Source organism: Urechidicola vernalis, from assembly GCF_031846385.1.
Classification (GTDB): domain Bacteria; phylum Bacteroidota; class Bacteroidia; order Flavobacteriales; family Flavobacteriaceae; genus Urechidicola; species Urechidicola vernalis.
In genome coordinates this window covers 211,518-226,312 of sequence record NZ_JAVRHV010000002.1, presented here as the reverse complement: position 1 = coordinate 226,312, position 14,795 = coordinate 211,518, and the positions used below count along the sequence as shown (strand labels likewise).

The following is a 14,795-nucleotide window of genomic DNA, read 5'->3' as shown; positions in this document are numbered from 1 at the left end:
TCACGGAAAACCGTGAGCTAAAAAAATCACGGTTTTCCGTGATTGTTTGGTATTAGTAATTAAAATATCTTTGACTTGGGAAAATTGAAAAAGATAAAAGTCCATATTGCAGATGACCACATGGTGCTTATAGATGGCATTAAGGCGGTGCTTAAAACGGATGAGGAAATTGATGTTGTAGGAAGTTCTTTAAACGGCGAAGACGTTATAGAATGGTACAAATCAAACAAATCTGATGTGTTAGTACTCGACATTAATATGCCAAAAGTAGACGGTATTGGTGTTTTGCAGGAATTTAGTAACCAGACTTCAAGACCTCGTATAGTAGTCTTATCTAGCTACGACGATATTAAGTTAGTTAAGGAGGTCTTGAAAATTGGTGCTGATGGATTTTTAGCAAAAAAATGTGCTGGTGAACAAATTGTACAAGCAATTAAAACAGTGCATAACGGTGAGCAGTATTTTAGCGAAGGCGTACAGCAAAAAATCGTTTCGTTATTTTCTGGTGCCGACAACGAATCTAAACAAGCCCAAGATGGTGTGTTTGTAAGTTCTATTACAGACAGAGAATTATCAATATTAAAATTAATTGCCAAGGAATTTAATACCAAAGAAATTGGCAACCAACTTCATATCAGCGTTAATACCGTAGAAACGCATCGCAAAAATTTAATTCGAAAATTGAAAGTAAAAAATGCCGTAGGATTGGCAATTTACGCACATAAAAATCAATTAGTTTAATTTTTTAAAACCCCAAAATGTTATGTCAAACATGTTAGAATCGTATTCTTTAGACTTTAAAGGTAAAAAGAATGGAGAAAAAGAGTATCAGTTAAAATTTAAAGTTGCCAAAGGTGTTGGTGTTACTTTTGAGCAAGATGGAGACATCAATAAGATTCAATTACGCTATGGAACCGGAGGTAATGATACCCAAAAAAACTACAATGTAAAAGGACCTTTAAACGTACAATTTTTTCAACACCCACAAGAACTGACTAAAAGTGGAGACCCAGGGCCAGTTGGGCCGGATCCAGAGATTACAATTGAACCATAAAAAGTGTATATTTAAGGAATGAAAAACTTCTTTAAAAAAGTATTTGCGGTAGCATTGATTTTTATCAATGCTACACTTGTTTTTGGTCAAGATTCATTTTCACTTGATAAGGTATTTAGTAAAGTTGATAGAGTTATAATGGCTGATAATTATGATTTAGCCGAATTTCTTTTAGATAGTTTAACTAATACTCCTGAGTACAAGGGAAATATCAAATTAAAAATCGATTTAGAAAGAGCAAGGTTAGATGCAGTACAAAATAAAACTAAAGAGGCATTGTCAATTCTTCTTGATGGTCTCACAATTGCCCAACAGAATGCATATAATCCATATATCATTCCGTTTTCCTATGAAATTGCTTCTGGGTTTTCTCTTATTGAAAATTATGATAATGCGTTTAAATATTTTAGAATTACCTTAGAGTATGCGGAAATTCAAAATGATTCTCTCGGTAAAAGTATGGGATATATTGGACTAGGTGGGCAGCATTTTAGATTGTATAGAGAAAAGAAATTAGACTCTATTCATGAAGATAGTTTAAATTATTATTATAATAACACAATTAAATTATTCCCGAAAAAGTACACTGACAAAACAATTTTAAGACAAGTCTATACAAATTTAATGAGTTATTGTTATTATTCAAAAGAGTTTGATAAAGCAGACATTTATGGAAACAAGTCTCTTTTACTTTTGAAAAATCTTGAAGATTCTATTAAGGCGCAAAACACTTTTAATACTTTGGGTGCTATTAATATTGGTAAGAAAGACTACAAAAAGGCTATAGAGTATTATTCTATTAGTTATAATTTAGTTAAGGACAGAAAAGATATTGTTTCGGCTACCGCTATGGGGAGGTCTTTTGGTAATATTTCGGATGCCTATGCTCGAATGGATAGTTTTAAAAAGGCTTATGAATATAGATTGCTTTCAATTGGTATTAAAGACTCTTTGGCTGAAGTTACGGATAAAAGAGGTTATGCATTAGTAGCAGGTCAATATAATTATACAGAAAAAGAAAGATTGGCGATTGAAGAAAAAAATAGGCGCCAACGGACAGAATTATGGTTGTATATCATTAGTATCAGTTCTGTATTAGTTTTATCATTGCTATTCATGGTATACAGAAGTAGGCGTTTAAAAAGAGAAAAACAATTATTGGTGTTAGAGCAAGAAACCTTGGTAAAGGAGAGCGCATTAGAGAAAATACAAAACGAAGCACAAATAAAAATTCTAAACGCTACCATAGACGGTAAAGAAACCGAGCGTAGGCATATAGCAGAAATTTTACATAACAGTGTTAGTGCTTTATTGTCATCGGCAGGCTTGCATTTACAAGCGGCTAAGTTGACTTTAAAAGAGCAAGCTCCCGAAGAAATTGCCAAGACCCAAGATATTGTTTCCGAGGCTGGTGAAAAGATCCGCGATTTATCACACACTTTAATTTCATCGGTTTTACTAAAGTTCGGTTTGGCCTTTGCCATGGATGATTTATGTGAAAAATATTCCAATTCTAAAATTACATTTAAAGCGGAATCGAATAACATAAAACGTTTTGAATCGGAATTCGAAATTAAAATGCACAGTATTATTGAAGAATTGATCAATAACATTTTAAAACATAGCAACGCTTCATATGCCAATATTTTGTTGAAACAATATGATGGTAAATTAGAAGTGCGAATTTTTGATAACGGAACTGGTTTTGATGTGGCTCAGATGAAGAAAAAGAAAAAAGTAGGCTTGGGCTTAACGCAAATAGAGGCGCGTATTAAAATGATGAATGGTGTATTCGATATTAAATCATCTGAAGAAACTGGAACACGCATTTATATCAATGTACCAGTGCCAGTTAAAAAAGCCTAATGTCTTTTTTCTAACTCAACAATTTCTAAATTCTTAATATCGGAACCATCAATGGTAAAGCGTAACATGGTTCTAATTTTATGAAATCCGTGTTTACCCACAGCACCAGGATTAAGGTGTAATAAGTTTAGTTTTTTATCGAATTGTACTTTTAAAATATGCGAGTGCCCACTAATAAATATTTTAGGTGGATTTTGTTTTATTTCTTCACGAACGCGAAGATCATATCTATTGGGGTAACCGCCAATGTGCGTAATCCAAACATCAACTTCTTCGCATAAAAATCGATTGTTCAATGGGAATTCTGATCTAATTTCCGTTCCGTCTATATTGCCATAAACAGCACGTAAGGGTTTTAAAGCCTTAATGGTATCGGTAACTTTTATGGTACCAATATCACCGGCATGCCAAACTTCATCGGCTTGTTTTACGTATTTTAAAATCTGATCATCTATAAACCCATGGGTATCGGAAAGCAATAAGATTTTTTTCATTCAGTTAAAAAGTTTAGTACAATTTTTAAGATTTCTATTAACTGAATTGGCTGTGCTGCCTTCAAATAGGTTCAGTATATTTGTAAGCACAAAAATAAACGATTCGATTGAGATATTTTATAGAACTTTCATATAAAGGAACGGAGTACCATGGTTGGCAATATCAGCCAAATGCCATATCTGTTCAAGAAAAACTAAATGATGGTTTGTCTAAAATTTTAAAGGAATCCATCAATATTATGGGGGCGGGTAGAACTGATGCTGGGGTGCATGCCACACAAATGTTTGCACATTTTGATACTACTGCAGTGTTCGATTTTGACCAGACCTTATTTAAGTTAAATTCTTATTTACCTGATGATATTGTAGTTTATCGTTTTATACAAGTGAGCGATAAAGCACATACCCGTTTTGATGCAACTGACCGAAGTTATGAGTACAGAATAGTACTGGGTAGAAATCCATTTTTACTAGACACTACTTGGCAGTTTTTTCATAGAACTTTAGATATAGAAAAAATGAATGCAGCAGCGAAATTGTTGTTGAATTATAAAGATTTTAAATGTTTTTCAAAATCGAAAACAGATGTAAAGACCTATAATTGTAATGTTACTGAAGCCGAATGGAAATTAGATGGAGCAATGTTGGTGTTTCATATTTCTGCAGATCGATTTTTAAGAAACATGGTAAGAGCCATAGTTGGTACGTTGGTAGATGTTGGATTGGGAAAAACAAGCTTAGAAGAATTTGCAAATATTATAGAAAGTAGAGATAGAACAAAGGCAGGTTTATCAGTTCCGGCAAAAGGTTTATTTTTGACAAAGATAGTCTACCCAAAAGCAGTTTTAGAAAATGAGTAATACCACCGGTAAAGCATTTGATGCCAGGATATTTAAGCGTTTAATGGGTTTTGTAAAAAATTACAGAACGCAGTTTTTAGTGGCATCTGTATCTGCTATTCTATTGGCACTTTTGGCCGTGGCAAGACCAAAACTGTTGCAATATATTATAGATACCTTTTTTGAATCGAAAGATAAAACAGGGCTGTTAAATTATGTACTAATAATGGCAGCGGTACTCTTAGGTGAGGTACTGGTTCGGTTTGTGTTTATTTTTATAGCCAATAAATTAGGGTATAGTATTATTAAAGATATGCGTATGAAGTTGTACAAGCATATGCTTAACTTTAAAATGTCTTATTTCGATACTTCATCCGTGGGTAAATTAGTTACAAGGGCAGTTACGGATATTGAACAAATCGCGAACTTTTTTGGGCAAGGTTTTTTTATGATTATAGCAGATTTATTAACCATGTTAGCTGTTATTATTATGATGCTATTTATGAATTGGAAAATGGCCTTGATTACCTTAACAGTATTACCTGTTATTGTGTATGCAACAAAGTTATTCCAATTAAAAATGAAGGCTTCATTTAAAGAAATACGTGAACAAGCGGCCAATTTAAATGGTTTCGTGCAAGAGCGCGTATCTGGTATGAAAATAGTGCAGTTGTTTAATAGAGAAAAAATTGAGTACAAAAACTTTAAAGAGATCAATAACAAACATAAAAAAGCATGGGTAAATACGGTCATGTATTATTCCATCTTTTTTCCGGTTGTAGAAATTATTACTTCTGTAACGGTTGGGTTGATAGTGTGGTTCGGTGGATTTCAGATTATTGCCGAAGGTTCTAATACAACGGCCGGTGAAGTAATCGCCTTTGTAATGATGTCTGAAATGTTGTTTAGACCCTTACGTCAAATTGCAGACAAATTCAACACCTTACAAATGGGTATGGTTGCAGGTACTCGTGTTTTTGAAGTGTTTGATACCGAAAGTCATATTGATGCAACTGGTACTATAGATGCTAAAGGATTTAACGGGCATATTCAATTTGAAAATGTACATTTTAGTTATATCGAAAATGAGGAAGTTTTAAAAGGAATTTCGTTTAAAGTAAACCCTGGAGAAACCGTGGCGATTGTTGGAGCCACAGGAGCGGGTAAATCAACGATCATAAATTTAATCAACCGTTTTTATGAAATAGATTCAGGGATTATTTCTGTAGATAATAAATCTATTAATGAATACACCTTAGAAAGTTTGCGTGCCAATGTAGCGGTTGTCTTACAAGATGTGTTCTTGTTTTCAGAGTCGATTTACAACAATATTGTATTGAATAAAGAAGTGAGTTTAGACGAGGTGCAAAAGGCAGCCAAAGAAATAGGGATTCATGATTTTATTATGAGTTTACCAGAAGGTTATAACTACAACGTAAAAGAACGTGGAGTTATGTTGTCGTCTGGGCAGCGCCAATTAATCGCCTTTTTAAGAGCGTATGTAAGCAACCCAAGTGTGCTGATTTTAGATGAAGCAACATCGTCTATTGATTCGTATTCAGAACAGTTGATTCAGAATGCTACGGATAAGATTACTCAAAACCAGACATCTATTATAATTGCGCACAGATTGACAACGATTAAAAAAGCCGATACCATTATTGTTATGGATAAAGGGTTAATTGTTGAGCAAGGATCGCATGCCGAATTATTGAAAAACAAAGGCTATTACCATAACCTACACGAAATGCAATTTAAGCACGCAGAGGCGAGTTAGTTGTTGGTTGATGATGAAGAATGAAAATTGAAGCGTATTTTGGGGAATGAAGCGGAGTGGTATTGGTTAAATTTCTCGTAGTTCATTCTTCTCGGTGTCGAAATGACATTTGAATTTTAGCAATAAATTTTTGAACTTTTTAGGTTTAATTTGATGTCAAACTGAGCCTGTCGAAGTATCTATGAATTAATTAAGCCAAATCGTTCTTAATCGTTTCAATCAAACCAAACTCATTTTCATATAGCATAAACTCACCATCTTTTATATAAGAAATCATTCCTGTTTCTTCAGAGACTACCAAGCAAATGGCGTCCGATTTTTCAGTAATACCAATTGCAGCCCTATGGCGCAATCCAAATCGTGTTGGAATGGTTTTATCAGAAAGCGGTAGTATTATTCTAGTAGCCGTAATCATATTGTCTTTAATAATAATGGCGCCATCGTGTAAAGGGCTATTTTTATAAAAAATACTTTCCAAAATAGGTTTGTTTACCTGAGCGTTCATGGCGTCTCCAGTTGTTTTTACAAAATCTAACTTTTGATCGCGTTCCAACACAATTAAGGCTCCAGTTTTAGCCTTTGACATGGCTTCACAAGCATGCACAATGATTTCTACATCGGTCGTAATTTGAGCCTCTGATTTCATAAAATTCAGTTGCTTTAAAAAATTTCGTTTCGATGTAAAATTGGTCGTTCCAAGCATCAATAAAAATTTCCGGATCTCTTGCTGAAATACCACAATCAATGCAATAACTCCGCCGCCAGTTAAAGTGCCTAAAATACCACTTAGCATTTCCATTTTAAGCGCTTCTGTAACCTTCCAAATTAGAAATATAATAGTAATACCAATAAATATATTAATGGCTGCAGTACCGCGAAGTAGCTTGTATATATAAAATAACAAAGTAGCGACTAAAAGGACATCAATTACATCAAGGATAGAAAATTCTAGAAAGTCGAGCATGGATTGTTTTTTGTAAATGTACTAAATTTTATGAAAGGCATTTATTGGATTTGTTCAAGGATTTTAACGCATTCCACGGCTTCTTTAACATCGTGCACCCGCAGTATATTGGAGCCTTTCTGCAAGGCAATGGTATTGACAATAGAAGTTGCATTTAAGGCATTTTTGGCATCAGAATCTAAAAGTTTATACAACATAGATTTTCTCGATACCCCAGTTAATATAGGTAATTCTAACTTTTGAAACAAATCCATGTTTTTTAATAGTTCATAATTATGCGCTGTTGTTTTTCCAAATCCAAATCCAAGATCAATGATAACATCGTTCACTTTTTCTTTATGAAGGGCTGCAATTTTTTCTGAGAAATAGTACAATACCTCAGAAGTAACATCCGTATAACTCGGGTTCTGTTGCATGTTCTGAGGTGTTCCTTTTATATGCATTAATATATACGGTACTTTAAGTTTACCAATGGTTGCAAACATATTGGTATCAATACTACCACCAGAAATATCATTGATAAGGCTTGCGCCAGTTTCAATACTCTTTTTTGCAATGGTACTTCTAAAGGTATCTACTGATATAAGTGTTGTTGGAAATTTTGCAAGAATTAATTCTAAAATGGGAAGTAGTCTTTGCAATTCAATTTCTTCAGAAATATGGGCTGCACCGGGTCTAGAAGAGTAGGCGCCGACATCTATAAAAGTGGCACCTTCGGTCAGCATTTTTTCTACCTGAGTTAGAATAGCATGATCTGATTTGTATTTGCCTCCATCAAAAAATGAATCTGGCGTAACGTTTAAAATTCCCATCACTTTTGGACTAGATAAATCGATCAATTCTCCCTTGCAGTTAATTGTCATTTCTTTACTACGGTATTAACAATTTTTGTCATTTTGGGTGCTTTGTATTGGTACATAAGTTCAATTAGTTCTTCAATGTTATCGCTTACCAACACCATATCCCTGTTTGCTTTTTTAAGAAACCCTTCTTCAACCATTAAATCTAATTGTGCTAACATAGGGCTAAAAAACCCTTGTGTATTTAGCAATCCAATCGGCTTGCTCTCAATACCCAGTTGACCTAAGGTTAAAGCCTCAAATATTTCGTCTAAAGTTCCAAATCCACCAGCTAGAGCAATATAACCATCTACAAGTTTGCTAATTTTTACTTTTCGCGTACTCATAGTTTTGGTTTCTATAAGTTGTGATAACTCAGAATGCACCACTTCTTCATTCTTTAATAAATGCGGAATGATACCAATAACTTCTCCTTTGTGTTTTAGCAACTCATCGGCAAGGGCGCCCATCATTCCAATTTTACCACCGCCATAAACCAGGCCAATATTATTCTTTCCAAAGAATGCCCCAACACGTTGCGCTTCGTCTTTATAAATAGGGTTGAAACCAATGCTAGCACCACAAAAAACAGCGATTTTTTTCATCTGGAAAACTAAATTTTTTAAATCGTTAAATTTATCCGAAATTTACGCAAAATAAATCATCTGTATGCAAAATACCTCCAAACAATATGACGACGTAATCGAAAAATGTCGCTCATTGTTTATTAATAAAATGAAGGATTACGGAAGTGCTTGGCGCATTTTAAGATTGCCGTCGCTTACCGATCAAATTTTTATCAAAGCACAAAGAATTCGCCAGTTACAAGAAAATTCTACACGCAAAGTGGATGAAGGTGAAGTGTCTGAATTCATTGGAATTATCAATTATTCATTGATGGCGTTGATTCAGTTAGAAAAGGGAATTGTAGAGCAGCCAGATTTAAATACTGATGAGGCTACAGCATTATACGACAAGCATATTTTAGAAACGAAAACATTAATGGAGAACAAGAACCATGATTATGGTGAGGCATGGAGAGATATGCGCGTAAGTTCTTTAACCGATTTAATTTTGCAGAAGTTACTTCGTGTAAAACAAATTGAAGACAATCAAGGAAAAACGATTGTTTCTGAAGGTATTGATGCCAATTACCAAGACATGATAAACTATGCCGTATTTGCATTAATTCACATGAAATAAAGATATAAATTCCCTCGAGCGCAGTCGAGTGGAATTTTAAAATAATTAGGTTTCGACTGCGCTCGAATATTTTTAAGAAATGAAATTACTTGTACTTATTGCACGCCTTTTTGTTGCCGCCACCTTTTTATTTTCTGGATTTGTAAAATTGGTTGACCCATTGGGTTCCGCTTATAAATTCCAAGAATATTTTAGTGCAGATGTTTTGAATTTGGAATCTTTTATTCCATACGCCTTACCGTTTTCTATCGTTTTAATTTTGATAGAAATCATGTTGGGTGTAATGCTTTTAATAGGCTTTAAACCAAAACTAACAACTTGGAGTTTGTTTTTAATAACACTTGTATTTCTGTTTTTAACATGGTATTCTGCGTATTATGACAAAGTTACAGATTGTGGTTGTTTTGGTGATGCTATTAAGTTGACACCTTGGGAAACATTCAACAAAAATGTTGTACTTATAATCGTAATTGCATTTTTAATTTTAGCACGTAAGTACATTACGCCAATTATGAACAATAAGGCCTTAAATTGGATTTCATTAGGTTCGTTAATGGTGTTTATGTATATATCGTATCATGTATTAGTGCATTTGCCGTTAATTGATTTTAGACCTTATGCGGTTGGAAAAAACATTCAACAAGGTATGACTGAAATTGCGGTTGACGGATTGCCAAAAGTGCATGACTTCTATTTAGAAACCAATGATGGAGATGATTTAACGGATGAATTGTTGAATAAAGATAAGGTGATGTTTGTGGTGATGTATGATTTGGATGTTGCGGATAGCAATGGATTTTCTCAGGTAAAGACTACAACGGATTTAGCCATGGCTAATGGATATACCGTTTATGGCTTGTCTGCATCCTATATTGACGATTTACTAGAATTGAATGCTAACGCTGGATTGAATATGGAATGGTTATTTGTAGATGCGACTGTCTTAAAAACCATAATTAGAGCAAATCCAGGAATTATTACCATGGATAAAGGAACGGTAACCGGTAAATGGAACTGGATCGATGCTGATGATTTTAAACCGTAAATTCAAATTGGTTTAATTGATTGTCACACTGAGCATGTCGAAGTGTATGTAGTATAAAATCTTAATGTTTTATGAAACAAGCCCTATTAGTTTTTATTGGAGGAGGATTTGGAAGTGTTGCTCGTTTTTTGTTGGGTAAAGCGCTGAATAATTCTGGAGACGGAATTCCGTACGGAACCTTTTTAGCCAATATCTTGGGGAGTTTATTTATTGGATTAATTTTAGGATTGGCCTTGAAACATGAAGCATTAACGCAAAATCATACCTTGTTGTTAGCAACAGGATTTTGTGGAGGTTTTACCACCTTTTCTACATTTGCTTATGAAAACCACGTGTTTTTAAAATCAGGTGATTTTATGAGCTTCGCCGTTTATACAATTGCTAGTTTTATAGTTGGGTTCCTTGCTGTTTTTGCAGGTATCTATGCCGTTAGATTTTTTGTTTAATGCTTTTTAAAAGCAAGCACGCCCGCTTTTATTGCTAAATCTAAGTCGTTTTCTCTAGGAGGTATCGGGCACGAATATTCATCGTTATAAGCACAATAAGGGTTATACGATTTATTAAAATCTATTACAATAATTTCGCCTTTCGGAATATCAACATCAATATATCTGCCGCCATCATAGGTTTCGGCTCCATTTGTTAAGTCGTTAAAAGGAATGAATAAATGATCTGCATATTCTGGGTCTAACATTAATTCTTGATTTTGATAAATTCTCAGTGTATGTTCCTTTCCGCTGTGTTTAAAAGTTGCAATTCCATATTGCGTATATAATGGTTTCCTATCTGTTGTTGTTTGCATTTCAAAAATAGGTTCATTAGGTGTACTTTTAAACGAGGCTTCAATTTTAAATGATGCATCAATTTCAAAGAATGCCAATTCTTTAAATTTCTTAAAATCTTTTTTCTTAAGTGGAGTTGTTTTTAAATCAGAAAATTCAACATTCATCTTGTACCTAAATTGTTCAATTTCTTCTTTGTGAGTCATTGGACCCTTTTGATTACATCCTATTAATGTTACTAAAAATAAAAGAAGATATGTAGTTTTTCTCATGGGTTGTTCTGATTTGCGTTAAAGGTATTATTTTATTTTGTAGTTTTGAAACTTCATAAAACAGAATAAGCATGATGCTTTGTACAACCTATAAAAATGTCTATAAGTCGAGTATTAAAAATACTTGCCGGATTTTGTATGTGTTGTAGTTATTTAAAAATAAGATAAATCAATATAATCAAATCCGGCCTTGCGCCGGATTTTTTAATTTTAGACTATGTTAAAAAGAATGACCGTTTCGTATAGCGATTCATTTAAAGGACTTTCGACCGAAGTTTGGTGGTTGGCCTTGATTACGTTAATAAATAGGGCAGGAACAATGGTAATCCCTTTTTTGTCTCTGTATTTAACCGAACATTTACATTTTACACTTGTAGATGTGGGTTGGATCATGTCTGCTTTTGGCGTAGGCTCATTGGTTGGAACTTGGTTTGGCGGATTTTTAACGGATAAGTTCGGTTATTATAAAGTGATGGTGTGCAGTATTATTGTTACTGGAGTCCTATTTATTGGTTTGCAATACTTAGAAACGTTTGCTATGTTCTGTTTGGGGATATTCACAGTTATTTTGGCCGCAGATGTATTTAGACCAGCCATGTTTGTGGCTTTAAGTGCTTATAGCAAACCCGAAAATAAAACTCGGTCTGTAACTTTAATCCGATTGGCTATTAATCTTGGGTTTTCTGCAGGGCCGGCTATCGGCGGTATTATTATAACTTCTATGGGTTATGATAAATTATTTTGGATTGATGGAGTGACGTGTATCTTAGCAGGTATTTTATTGCTTAACGTTTTGCATCCTAAAAAGGCACGCGTTCTGGATGAGGTAGTGGTAGAGAATCCGGTTTCTGCCTATTCTGATGGCAAATTTTGGGTGTTGTTTGTGGCGTTGTGTTTATTCGGAATTGTGTTTTTGCAATACTTTTCTACCATTCCAATTTTTTACAAGCAATCTCATTTTTTATCTGAATTTGATATTGGTTTATTGCTTGGAATGAATGGGTTTGTCATATTTATTTTTGAAATGCCGCTGATTAAATGGTTAGAGAAATTAAAATACTCTAAAGTCGATTATATGATTTTTGGAACGGTGTTGTTGGGATTGAGTTTAGTCATTTTAAATGTTAGCGCTTGGACAGGTGTTTTGGTAATTGGTATGTTGTTGATGTCTTTAGGAGAAATGATAACATTTCCGTTTTCAAACTCCTACGCATTAGACAGAGCAAAGAATGGTAAGCAAGGCCAATATATGGCTTTGTATAGCATGTCTTTTTCTGTTTCTCATATTATTGCGCACAATGCCGGAATGCGTTTGGTAGATGGTTATGGTTTTGAAAGTGCCTGGTACATTTTTACAATAATTTCAGTAGTTTGTATCTTGTGTTTTATGTATTTATTAAGGCGCTCTAACTAATGGAAATAGGTGTTTAGGTTAGCGACAAATTTTGCATTCGTCGCGATTTTTCATTTCACCGACCAAAACTCCTTTTTCATTTAGTTCATAGCCACAACAGTCCATATAGCCTTCGGCTACTTTTTTACGTGCACGTTGTATGCGAGATTTTACAGTTGGTAAAGCAAGGTTTAATTGATTTGCTATTTCTTGTTGTTTAACCCCTTTTACATCTGCTAGAAAAAGAGGAGTTCTATATTTTTTATCGAGGTTCATGATATGGCTTAGTAAGCAATCTTTCTCGGTGTGCTCAAACTCTTCGGAATCATCTTCTATTTCAAAAATAGGAGTGTCGCTTTCTGGTTTCGAGTTTCTGAAATGATCCAATACGGTATTTCTAGCAATTGAAAACACCCAAGATTTCAATTTAGAAGCCTCTTTTAAAGTGTCTAGTTTGGTGTGAACTTTTAGAAAAGTTTCTTGCGTTAAATCATCGGACAAGGTGCGATTTTTAACCTTGCTATAAATAAAGGAAAAGACATCTTTGGAGTACGTATTCCAAACGTGCTGTGTAGTCATAAATAAAATGTTTTGACAGGTGAATATTGCTTGAATTTTCACCTATCAAGTTTAACTAAATAGCTCTTTAACAGTTGCAATTAGAACATGAACAATTTTCACAAGTACAGTTTTGACACTGTCCGGTTTTACAAGGTTCACAATTGCATGTACAATTTGTATTTTTCATGGGTTTTCCTTTTAAATTCATACAATAGACGTACAAATTACAAAAAAGATGCATTTAAATGTTACTTTTTATTCATTTAAGTAAATATTTGAATTGCAGTTAATAGGTTGAATAGTGCTGTTCGTTTTTTTATTGAAGTAATCGAACTATAAAAGGTAAAATAGACGCATTTAATACTTAAAAATTATGGAAAAGTTGCTAATTTGTGAACATCTAATTTATTCAAATATGGATTTTAAAAAGACTATTCTAATTGTTGGTTTCATACTGTTTAATATGGTGTTAATAGCGCAAAAAAAGGTATCGAAACAAGAGCGGAAAGATGGGTTTGTTTCCTTATTAAAAGATGGTAATTTAGACCAATGGGTTGGGAATAAAACAGATTATTTTTTAGAAAAAGGAATTTTAAAGGTTCGACCTGAAAATGGTGGGAGTGGAAATTTATATACAGCAGAAGAGTATGATAGTTTTATATTAAGATTTGAATTTAAACTTACACCTGGTGCAAATAATGGATTAGGAGTGCATACACCGTTAGAAGGGGATGCTGCATATGTTGGAAAAGAATTGCAAATTTTAGATAATTCAGCAAAAAAATATGCAGATCTTAAACCACATCAATATCATGGTTCTGTATACGGAGTTGTTGCAGCAAAAAGAGGGCATCAAAAGTCAGTAGGGCAATGGAATACACAAGAAGTTGAGGTGCGTGGAAATCATTTTAAAATAACATTAAACGGTGAGGTTATAGTTGACGCTGATGTATTAGAGGCGTCAAAAAATGGAACCATAGATGGGAAAAAGCATCCAGGATTGAAAAAAAATAAGGGACATATTGGCTTTTTAGGTCATGGCTCGCCTTTAGAATTTAGAAATATTAGAATTAAACAATTAACAGATAAATAAAGATTTAAAATGAAGAAATTAGCCTTAGGAATTGTGTCAATATTACTTTTAATGAGTTGTGCTTCAGATGGAACAACTTCATTGTTCAACGGTGAAAATTTAGACGGTTGGACCAACTATGGAACGGAGAAATGGTATGTAGAAGATGGATTATTAGTATGTGAAAGCGGACCGGATGAGGCGTATGGTTATTTGGCAACAAATGAACACTACAAGGACTTTGTTTTAACCTTGAAATTTAAGCAAGAAGCGAACGGAAATAGTGGAGTTTTTATTCGTTCGACAGTTGAAGGAACAAAAGTTTCTGGATGGCAAGTTGAAGTTGCTCCAAAGGGTAAACATACAGGAGGTGTATACGAATCTTATGGAAGAGGATGGTTAATTAAGCCGGAAGCAGAAAAAGAAGAAGCTTTAAAAGTTGGAGAATGGAATGAGATGAAAATCAGAGTAGTAGGTAACGACTTAACATCTTGGTTAAATGGTACAGAAATGGTACATATTTCAGATGAAAAAATAGGAGCGGGTGTTGGTTCTATTGCATTACAAATTCATGATGGAGGAGGAATTAAAGTGAGATGGAAGGATTTAAAAATTAAAGAGATTAAATAGTACT

At 33.9% G+C, this 14,795-nt stretch carries 17 protein-coding genes; 11 read left to right on the top strand and 6 right to left on the bottom strand.

Annotated elements, in window-relative coordinates; all coding sequences use genetic code 11:
- The first annotated feature begins 75 nt into the window (after window positions 1-75).
- The 3 genes from RM519_RS06255 to RM519_RS06245 are packed head-to-tail and all read left to right on the top strand — an operon-like array spanning window position 76 to window position 2,920.
- Complete coding sequence (locus tag RM519_RS06255) at window positions 76-741, top strand: response regulator (protein ID WP_311592781.1); 666 nt, start codon at window positions 76-78, stop codon at window positions 739-741.
- A 22-nt stretch (window positions 742-763) separates the two neighbouring features.
- Window positions 764-1,054, top strand: coding sequence for a hypothetical protein (locus tag RM519_RS06250; protein WP_311592779.1), 291 nt, complete (start codon window positions 764-766; stop codon window positions 1,052-1,054).
- Between the two features lie 18 nt (window positions 1,055-1,072).
- Window positions 1,073-2,920 (top strand): sensor histidine kinase, encoded by a 1,848-nt coding sequence (locus tag RM519_RS06245; protein WP_311592778.1) that lies wholly within the window; start codon window positions 1,073-1,075, stop codon window positions 2,918-2,920.
- On the opposite strand, the gene RM519_RS06240 is transcribed toward RM519_RS06245, so the two are convergent.
- On the bottom strand, window positions 2,917-3,414 hold the full coding sequence (locus RM519_RS06240) for a metallophosphoesterase family protein (protein WP_311592777.1): 498 nt from the start codon (window positions 3,412-3,414) through the stop codon (window positions 2,917-2,919). The genes RM519_RS06245 and RM519_RS06240 overlap by 4 nt on opposite strands.
- Window positions 3,415-3,521: 107 nt before the next feature.
- Here RM519_RS06240 and truA point away from each other — a divergent pair, with 107 nt between their 5' ends.
- Both truA and RM519_RS06230 read left to right on the top strand, forming a co-directional pair.
- Window positions 3,522-4,274: a tRNA pseudouridine(38-40) synthase TruA gene (gene truA, locus RM519_RS06235; protein WP_311592776.1), complete on the top strand. Its 753-nt coding sequence runs from the start codon at window positions 3,522-3,524 to the stop codon at window positions 4,272-4,274.
- Window positions 4,267-6,030 carry an ABC transporter ATP-binding protein gene (locus RM519_RS06230; RefSeq protein WP_311592775.1) on the top strand — a complete coding sequence of 588 codons (1,764 nt, stop codon included), beginning with the start codon at window positions 4,267-4,269 and terminating at the stop codon, window positions 6,028-6,030. The genes truA and RM519_RS06230 overlap by 8 nt, the downstream gene beginning before the upstream one ends.
- A 190-nt stretch (window positions 6,031-6,220) precedes the next feature.
- On the opposite strand, the gene cdaA is transcribed toward RM519_RS06230, so the two are convergent.
- The 3 genes from cdaA to RM519_RS06215 are packed head-to-tail and all read right to left on the bottom strand — an operon-like array spanning window position 6,221 to window position 8,438.
- On the bottom strand, window positions 6,221-6,994 hold the full coding sequence (cdaA, locus tag RM519_RS06225; RefSeq protein WP_311592774.1) for a diadenylate cyclase CdaA: 774 nt from the start codon (window positions 6,992-6,994) through the stop codon (window positions 6,221-6,223).
- A gap of 41 nt (window positions 6,995-7,035) precedes the next feature.
- Complete coding sequence (folP, locus tag RM519_RS06220; RefSeq protein WP_311592773.1) at window positions 7,036-7,857, bottom strand: dihydropteroate synthase; 822 nt, start codon at window positions 7,855-7,857, stop codon at window positions 7,036-7,038.
- Window positions 7,854-8,438: an LOG family protein gene (locus RM519_RS06215; protein ID WP_311592772.1), complete on the bottom strand. Its 585-nt coding sequence runs from the start codon at window positions 8,436-8,438 to the stop codon at window positions 7,854-7,856. Before RM519_RS06215 ends, folP begins: the two co-directional genes overlap by 4 nt.
- Window positions 8,439-8,502: 64 nt before the next feature.
- On the opposite strand from RM519_RS06215, the gene RM519_RS06210 reads away from it, so the two are divergent.
- The 3 genes from RM519_RS06210 to crcB all read left to right on the top strand — a co-directional run bounded on the left by RM519_RS06210 (window position 8,503) and on the right by crcB (window position 10,527).
- Window positions 8,503-9,036 carry a DUF1599 domain-containing protein gene (locus RM519_RS06210; protein WP_311592771.1) on the top strand — a complete coding sequence of 178 codons (534 nt, stop codon included), beginning with the start codon at window positions 8,503-8,505 and terminating at the stop codon, window positions 9,034-9,036.
- A 79-nt stretch (window positions 9,037-9,115) separates the two neighbouring features.
- Window positions 9,116-10,081: a BT_3928 family protein gene (locus tag RM519_RS06205; RefSeq protein ID WP_311592770.1), complete on the top strand. Its 966-nt coding sequence runs from the start codon at window positions 9,116-9,118 to the stop codon at window positions 10,079-10,081.
- A 71-nt stretch (window positions 10,082-10,152) separates the two neighbouring features.
- Window positions 10,153-10,527, top strand: coding sequence for a fluoride efflux transporter CrcB (gene crcB, locus RM519_RS06200; RefSeq protein ID WP_311592769.1), 375 nt, complete (start codon window positions 10,153-10,155; stop codon window positions 10,525-10,527).
- Here the strand turns inward: crcB and RM519_RS06195 are convergent.
- Window positions 10,524-11,069, bottom strand: a complete 546-nt coding sequence (locus RM519_RS06195) for a DUF1684 domain-containing protein (protein WP_311592768.1) — start codon at window positions 11,067-11,069, stop codon at window positions 10,524-10,526. The two genes, crcB and RM519_RS06195, sit on opposite strands and share 4 nt — an antisense overlap.
- 283 nt (window positions 11,070-11,352) lie before the next feature.
- Here RM519_RS06195 and RM519_RS06190 point away from each other — a divergent pair, with 283 nt between their 5' ends.
- Window positions 11,353-12,549, top strand: a complete 1,197-nt coding sequence (locus RM519_RS06190; RefSeq protein ID WP_311592767.1) for an MDR family MFS transporter — start codon at window positions 11,353-11,355, stop codon at window positions 12,547-12,549.
- 18 nt (window positions 12,550-12,567) lie between these two features.
- On the opposite strand, the gene RM519_RS06185 is transcribed toward RM519_RS06190, so the two are convergent.
- On the bottom strand, window positions 12,568-13,107 hold the full coding sequence (locus RM519_RS06185) for a sigma-70 family RNA polymerase sigma factor (RefSeq protein WP_311592766.1): 540 nt from the start codon (window positions 13,105-13,107) through the stop codon (window positions 12,568-12,570).
- 397 nt (window positions 13,108-13,504) lie between these two features.
- On the opposite strand from RM519_RS06185, the gene RM519_RS06180 reads away from it, so the two are divergent.
- Together RM519_RS06180 and RM519_RS06175 are read left to right on the top strand one after the other, a co-directional pair.
- Window positions 13,505-14,182, top strand: a complete 678-nt coding sequence (locus tag RM519_RS06180) for a 3-keto-disaccharide hydrolase (RefSeq protein ID WP_311592765.1) — start codon at window positions 13,505-13,507, stop codon at window positions 14,180-14,182.
- A 9-nt stretch (window positions 14,183-14,191) separates the two neighbouring features.
- Window positions 14,192-14,791 carry a 3-keto-disaccharide hydrolase gene (locus RM519_RS06175; protein WP_311592764.1) on the top strand — a complete coding sequence of 200 codons (600 nt, stop codon included), beginning with the start codon at window positions 14,192-14,194 and terminating at the stop codon, window positions 14,789-14,791.
- The last annotated feature ends 4 nt before the right edge of the window (window positions 14,792-14,795 follow it).

Coding starts and splice junctions, on each gene's coding strand:
- RM519_RS06190 (WP_311592767.1), top strand. CDS start 11,353: ATGTTAAAAAGAATGACCGTTTCGTATAGCGATTCATTTAAAGGACTT.
- RM519_RS06185 (WP_311592766.1), bottom strand. CDS start 13,107: ATGACTACACAGCACGTTTGGAATACGTACTCCAAAGATGTCTTTTCC.
- RM519_RS06210 (WP_311592771.1), top strand. CDS start 8,503: ATGCAAAATACCTCCAAACAATATGACGACGTAATCGAAAAATGTCGC.
- folP (WP_311592773.1), bottom strand. CDS start 7,857: ATGACAATTAACTGCAAGGGAGAATTGATCGATTTATCTAGTCCAAAA.
- RM519_RS06175 (WP_311592764.1), top strand. CDS start 14,192: ATGAAGAAATTAGCCTTAGGAATTGTGTCAATATTACTTTTAATGAGT.
- RM519_RS06195 (WP_311592768.1), bottom strand. CDS start 11,069: ATGACTCACAAAGAAGAAATTGAACAATTTAGGTACAAGATGAATGTT.
- crcB (WP_311592769.1), top strand. CDS start 10,153: ATGAAACAAGCCCTATTAGTTTTTATTGGAGGAGGATTTGGAAGTGTT.
- RM519_RS06245 (WP_311592778.1), top strand. CDS start 1,073: ATGAAAAACTTCTTTAAAAAAGTATTTGCGGTAGCATTGATTTTTATC.
- RM519_RS06205 (WP_311592770.1), top strand. CDS start 9,116: ATGAAATTACTTGTACTTATTGCACGCCTTTTTGTTGCCGCCACCTTT.
- RM519_RS06240 (WP_311592777.1), bottom strand. CDS start 3,414: ATGAAAAAAATCTTATTGCTTTCCGATACCCATGGGTTTATAGATGAT.
- RM519_RS06250 (WP_311592779.1), top strand. CDS start 764: ATGTCAAACATGTTAGAATCGTATTCTTTAGACTTTAAAGGTAAAAAG.
- RM519_RS06230 (WP_311592775.1), top strand. CDS start 4,267: ATGAGTAATACCACCGGTAAAGCATTTGATGCCAGGATATTTAAGCGT.
- RM519_RS06215 (WP_311592772.1), bottom strand. CDS start 8,438: ATGAAAAAAATCGCTGTTTTTTGTGGTGCTAGCATTGGTTTCAACCCT.
- RM519_RS06180 (WP_311592765.1), top strand. CDS start 13,505: ATGGATTTTAAAAAGACTATTCTAATTGTTGGTTTCATACTGTTTAAT.
- cdaA (WP_311592774.1), bottom strand. CDS start 6,994: ATGCTCGACTTTCTAGAATTTTCTATCCTTGATGTAATTGATGTCCTT.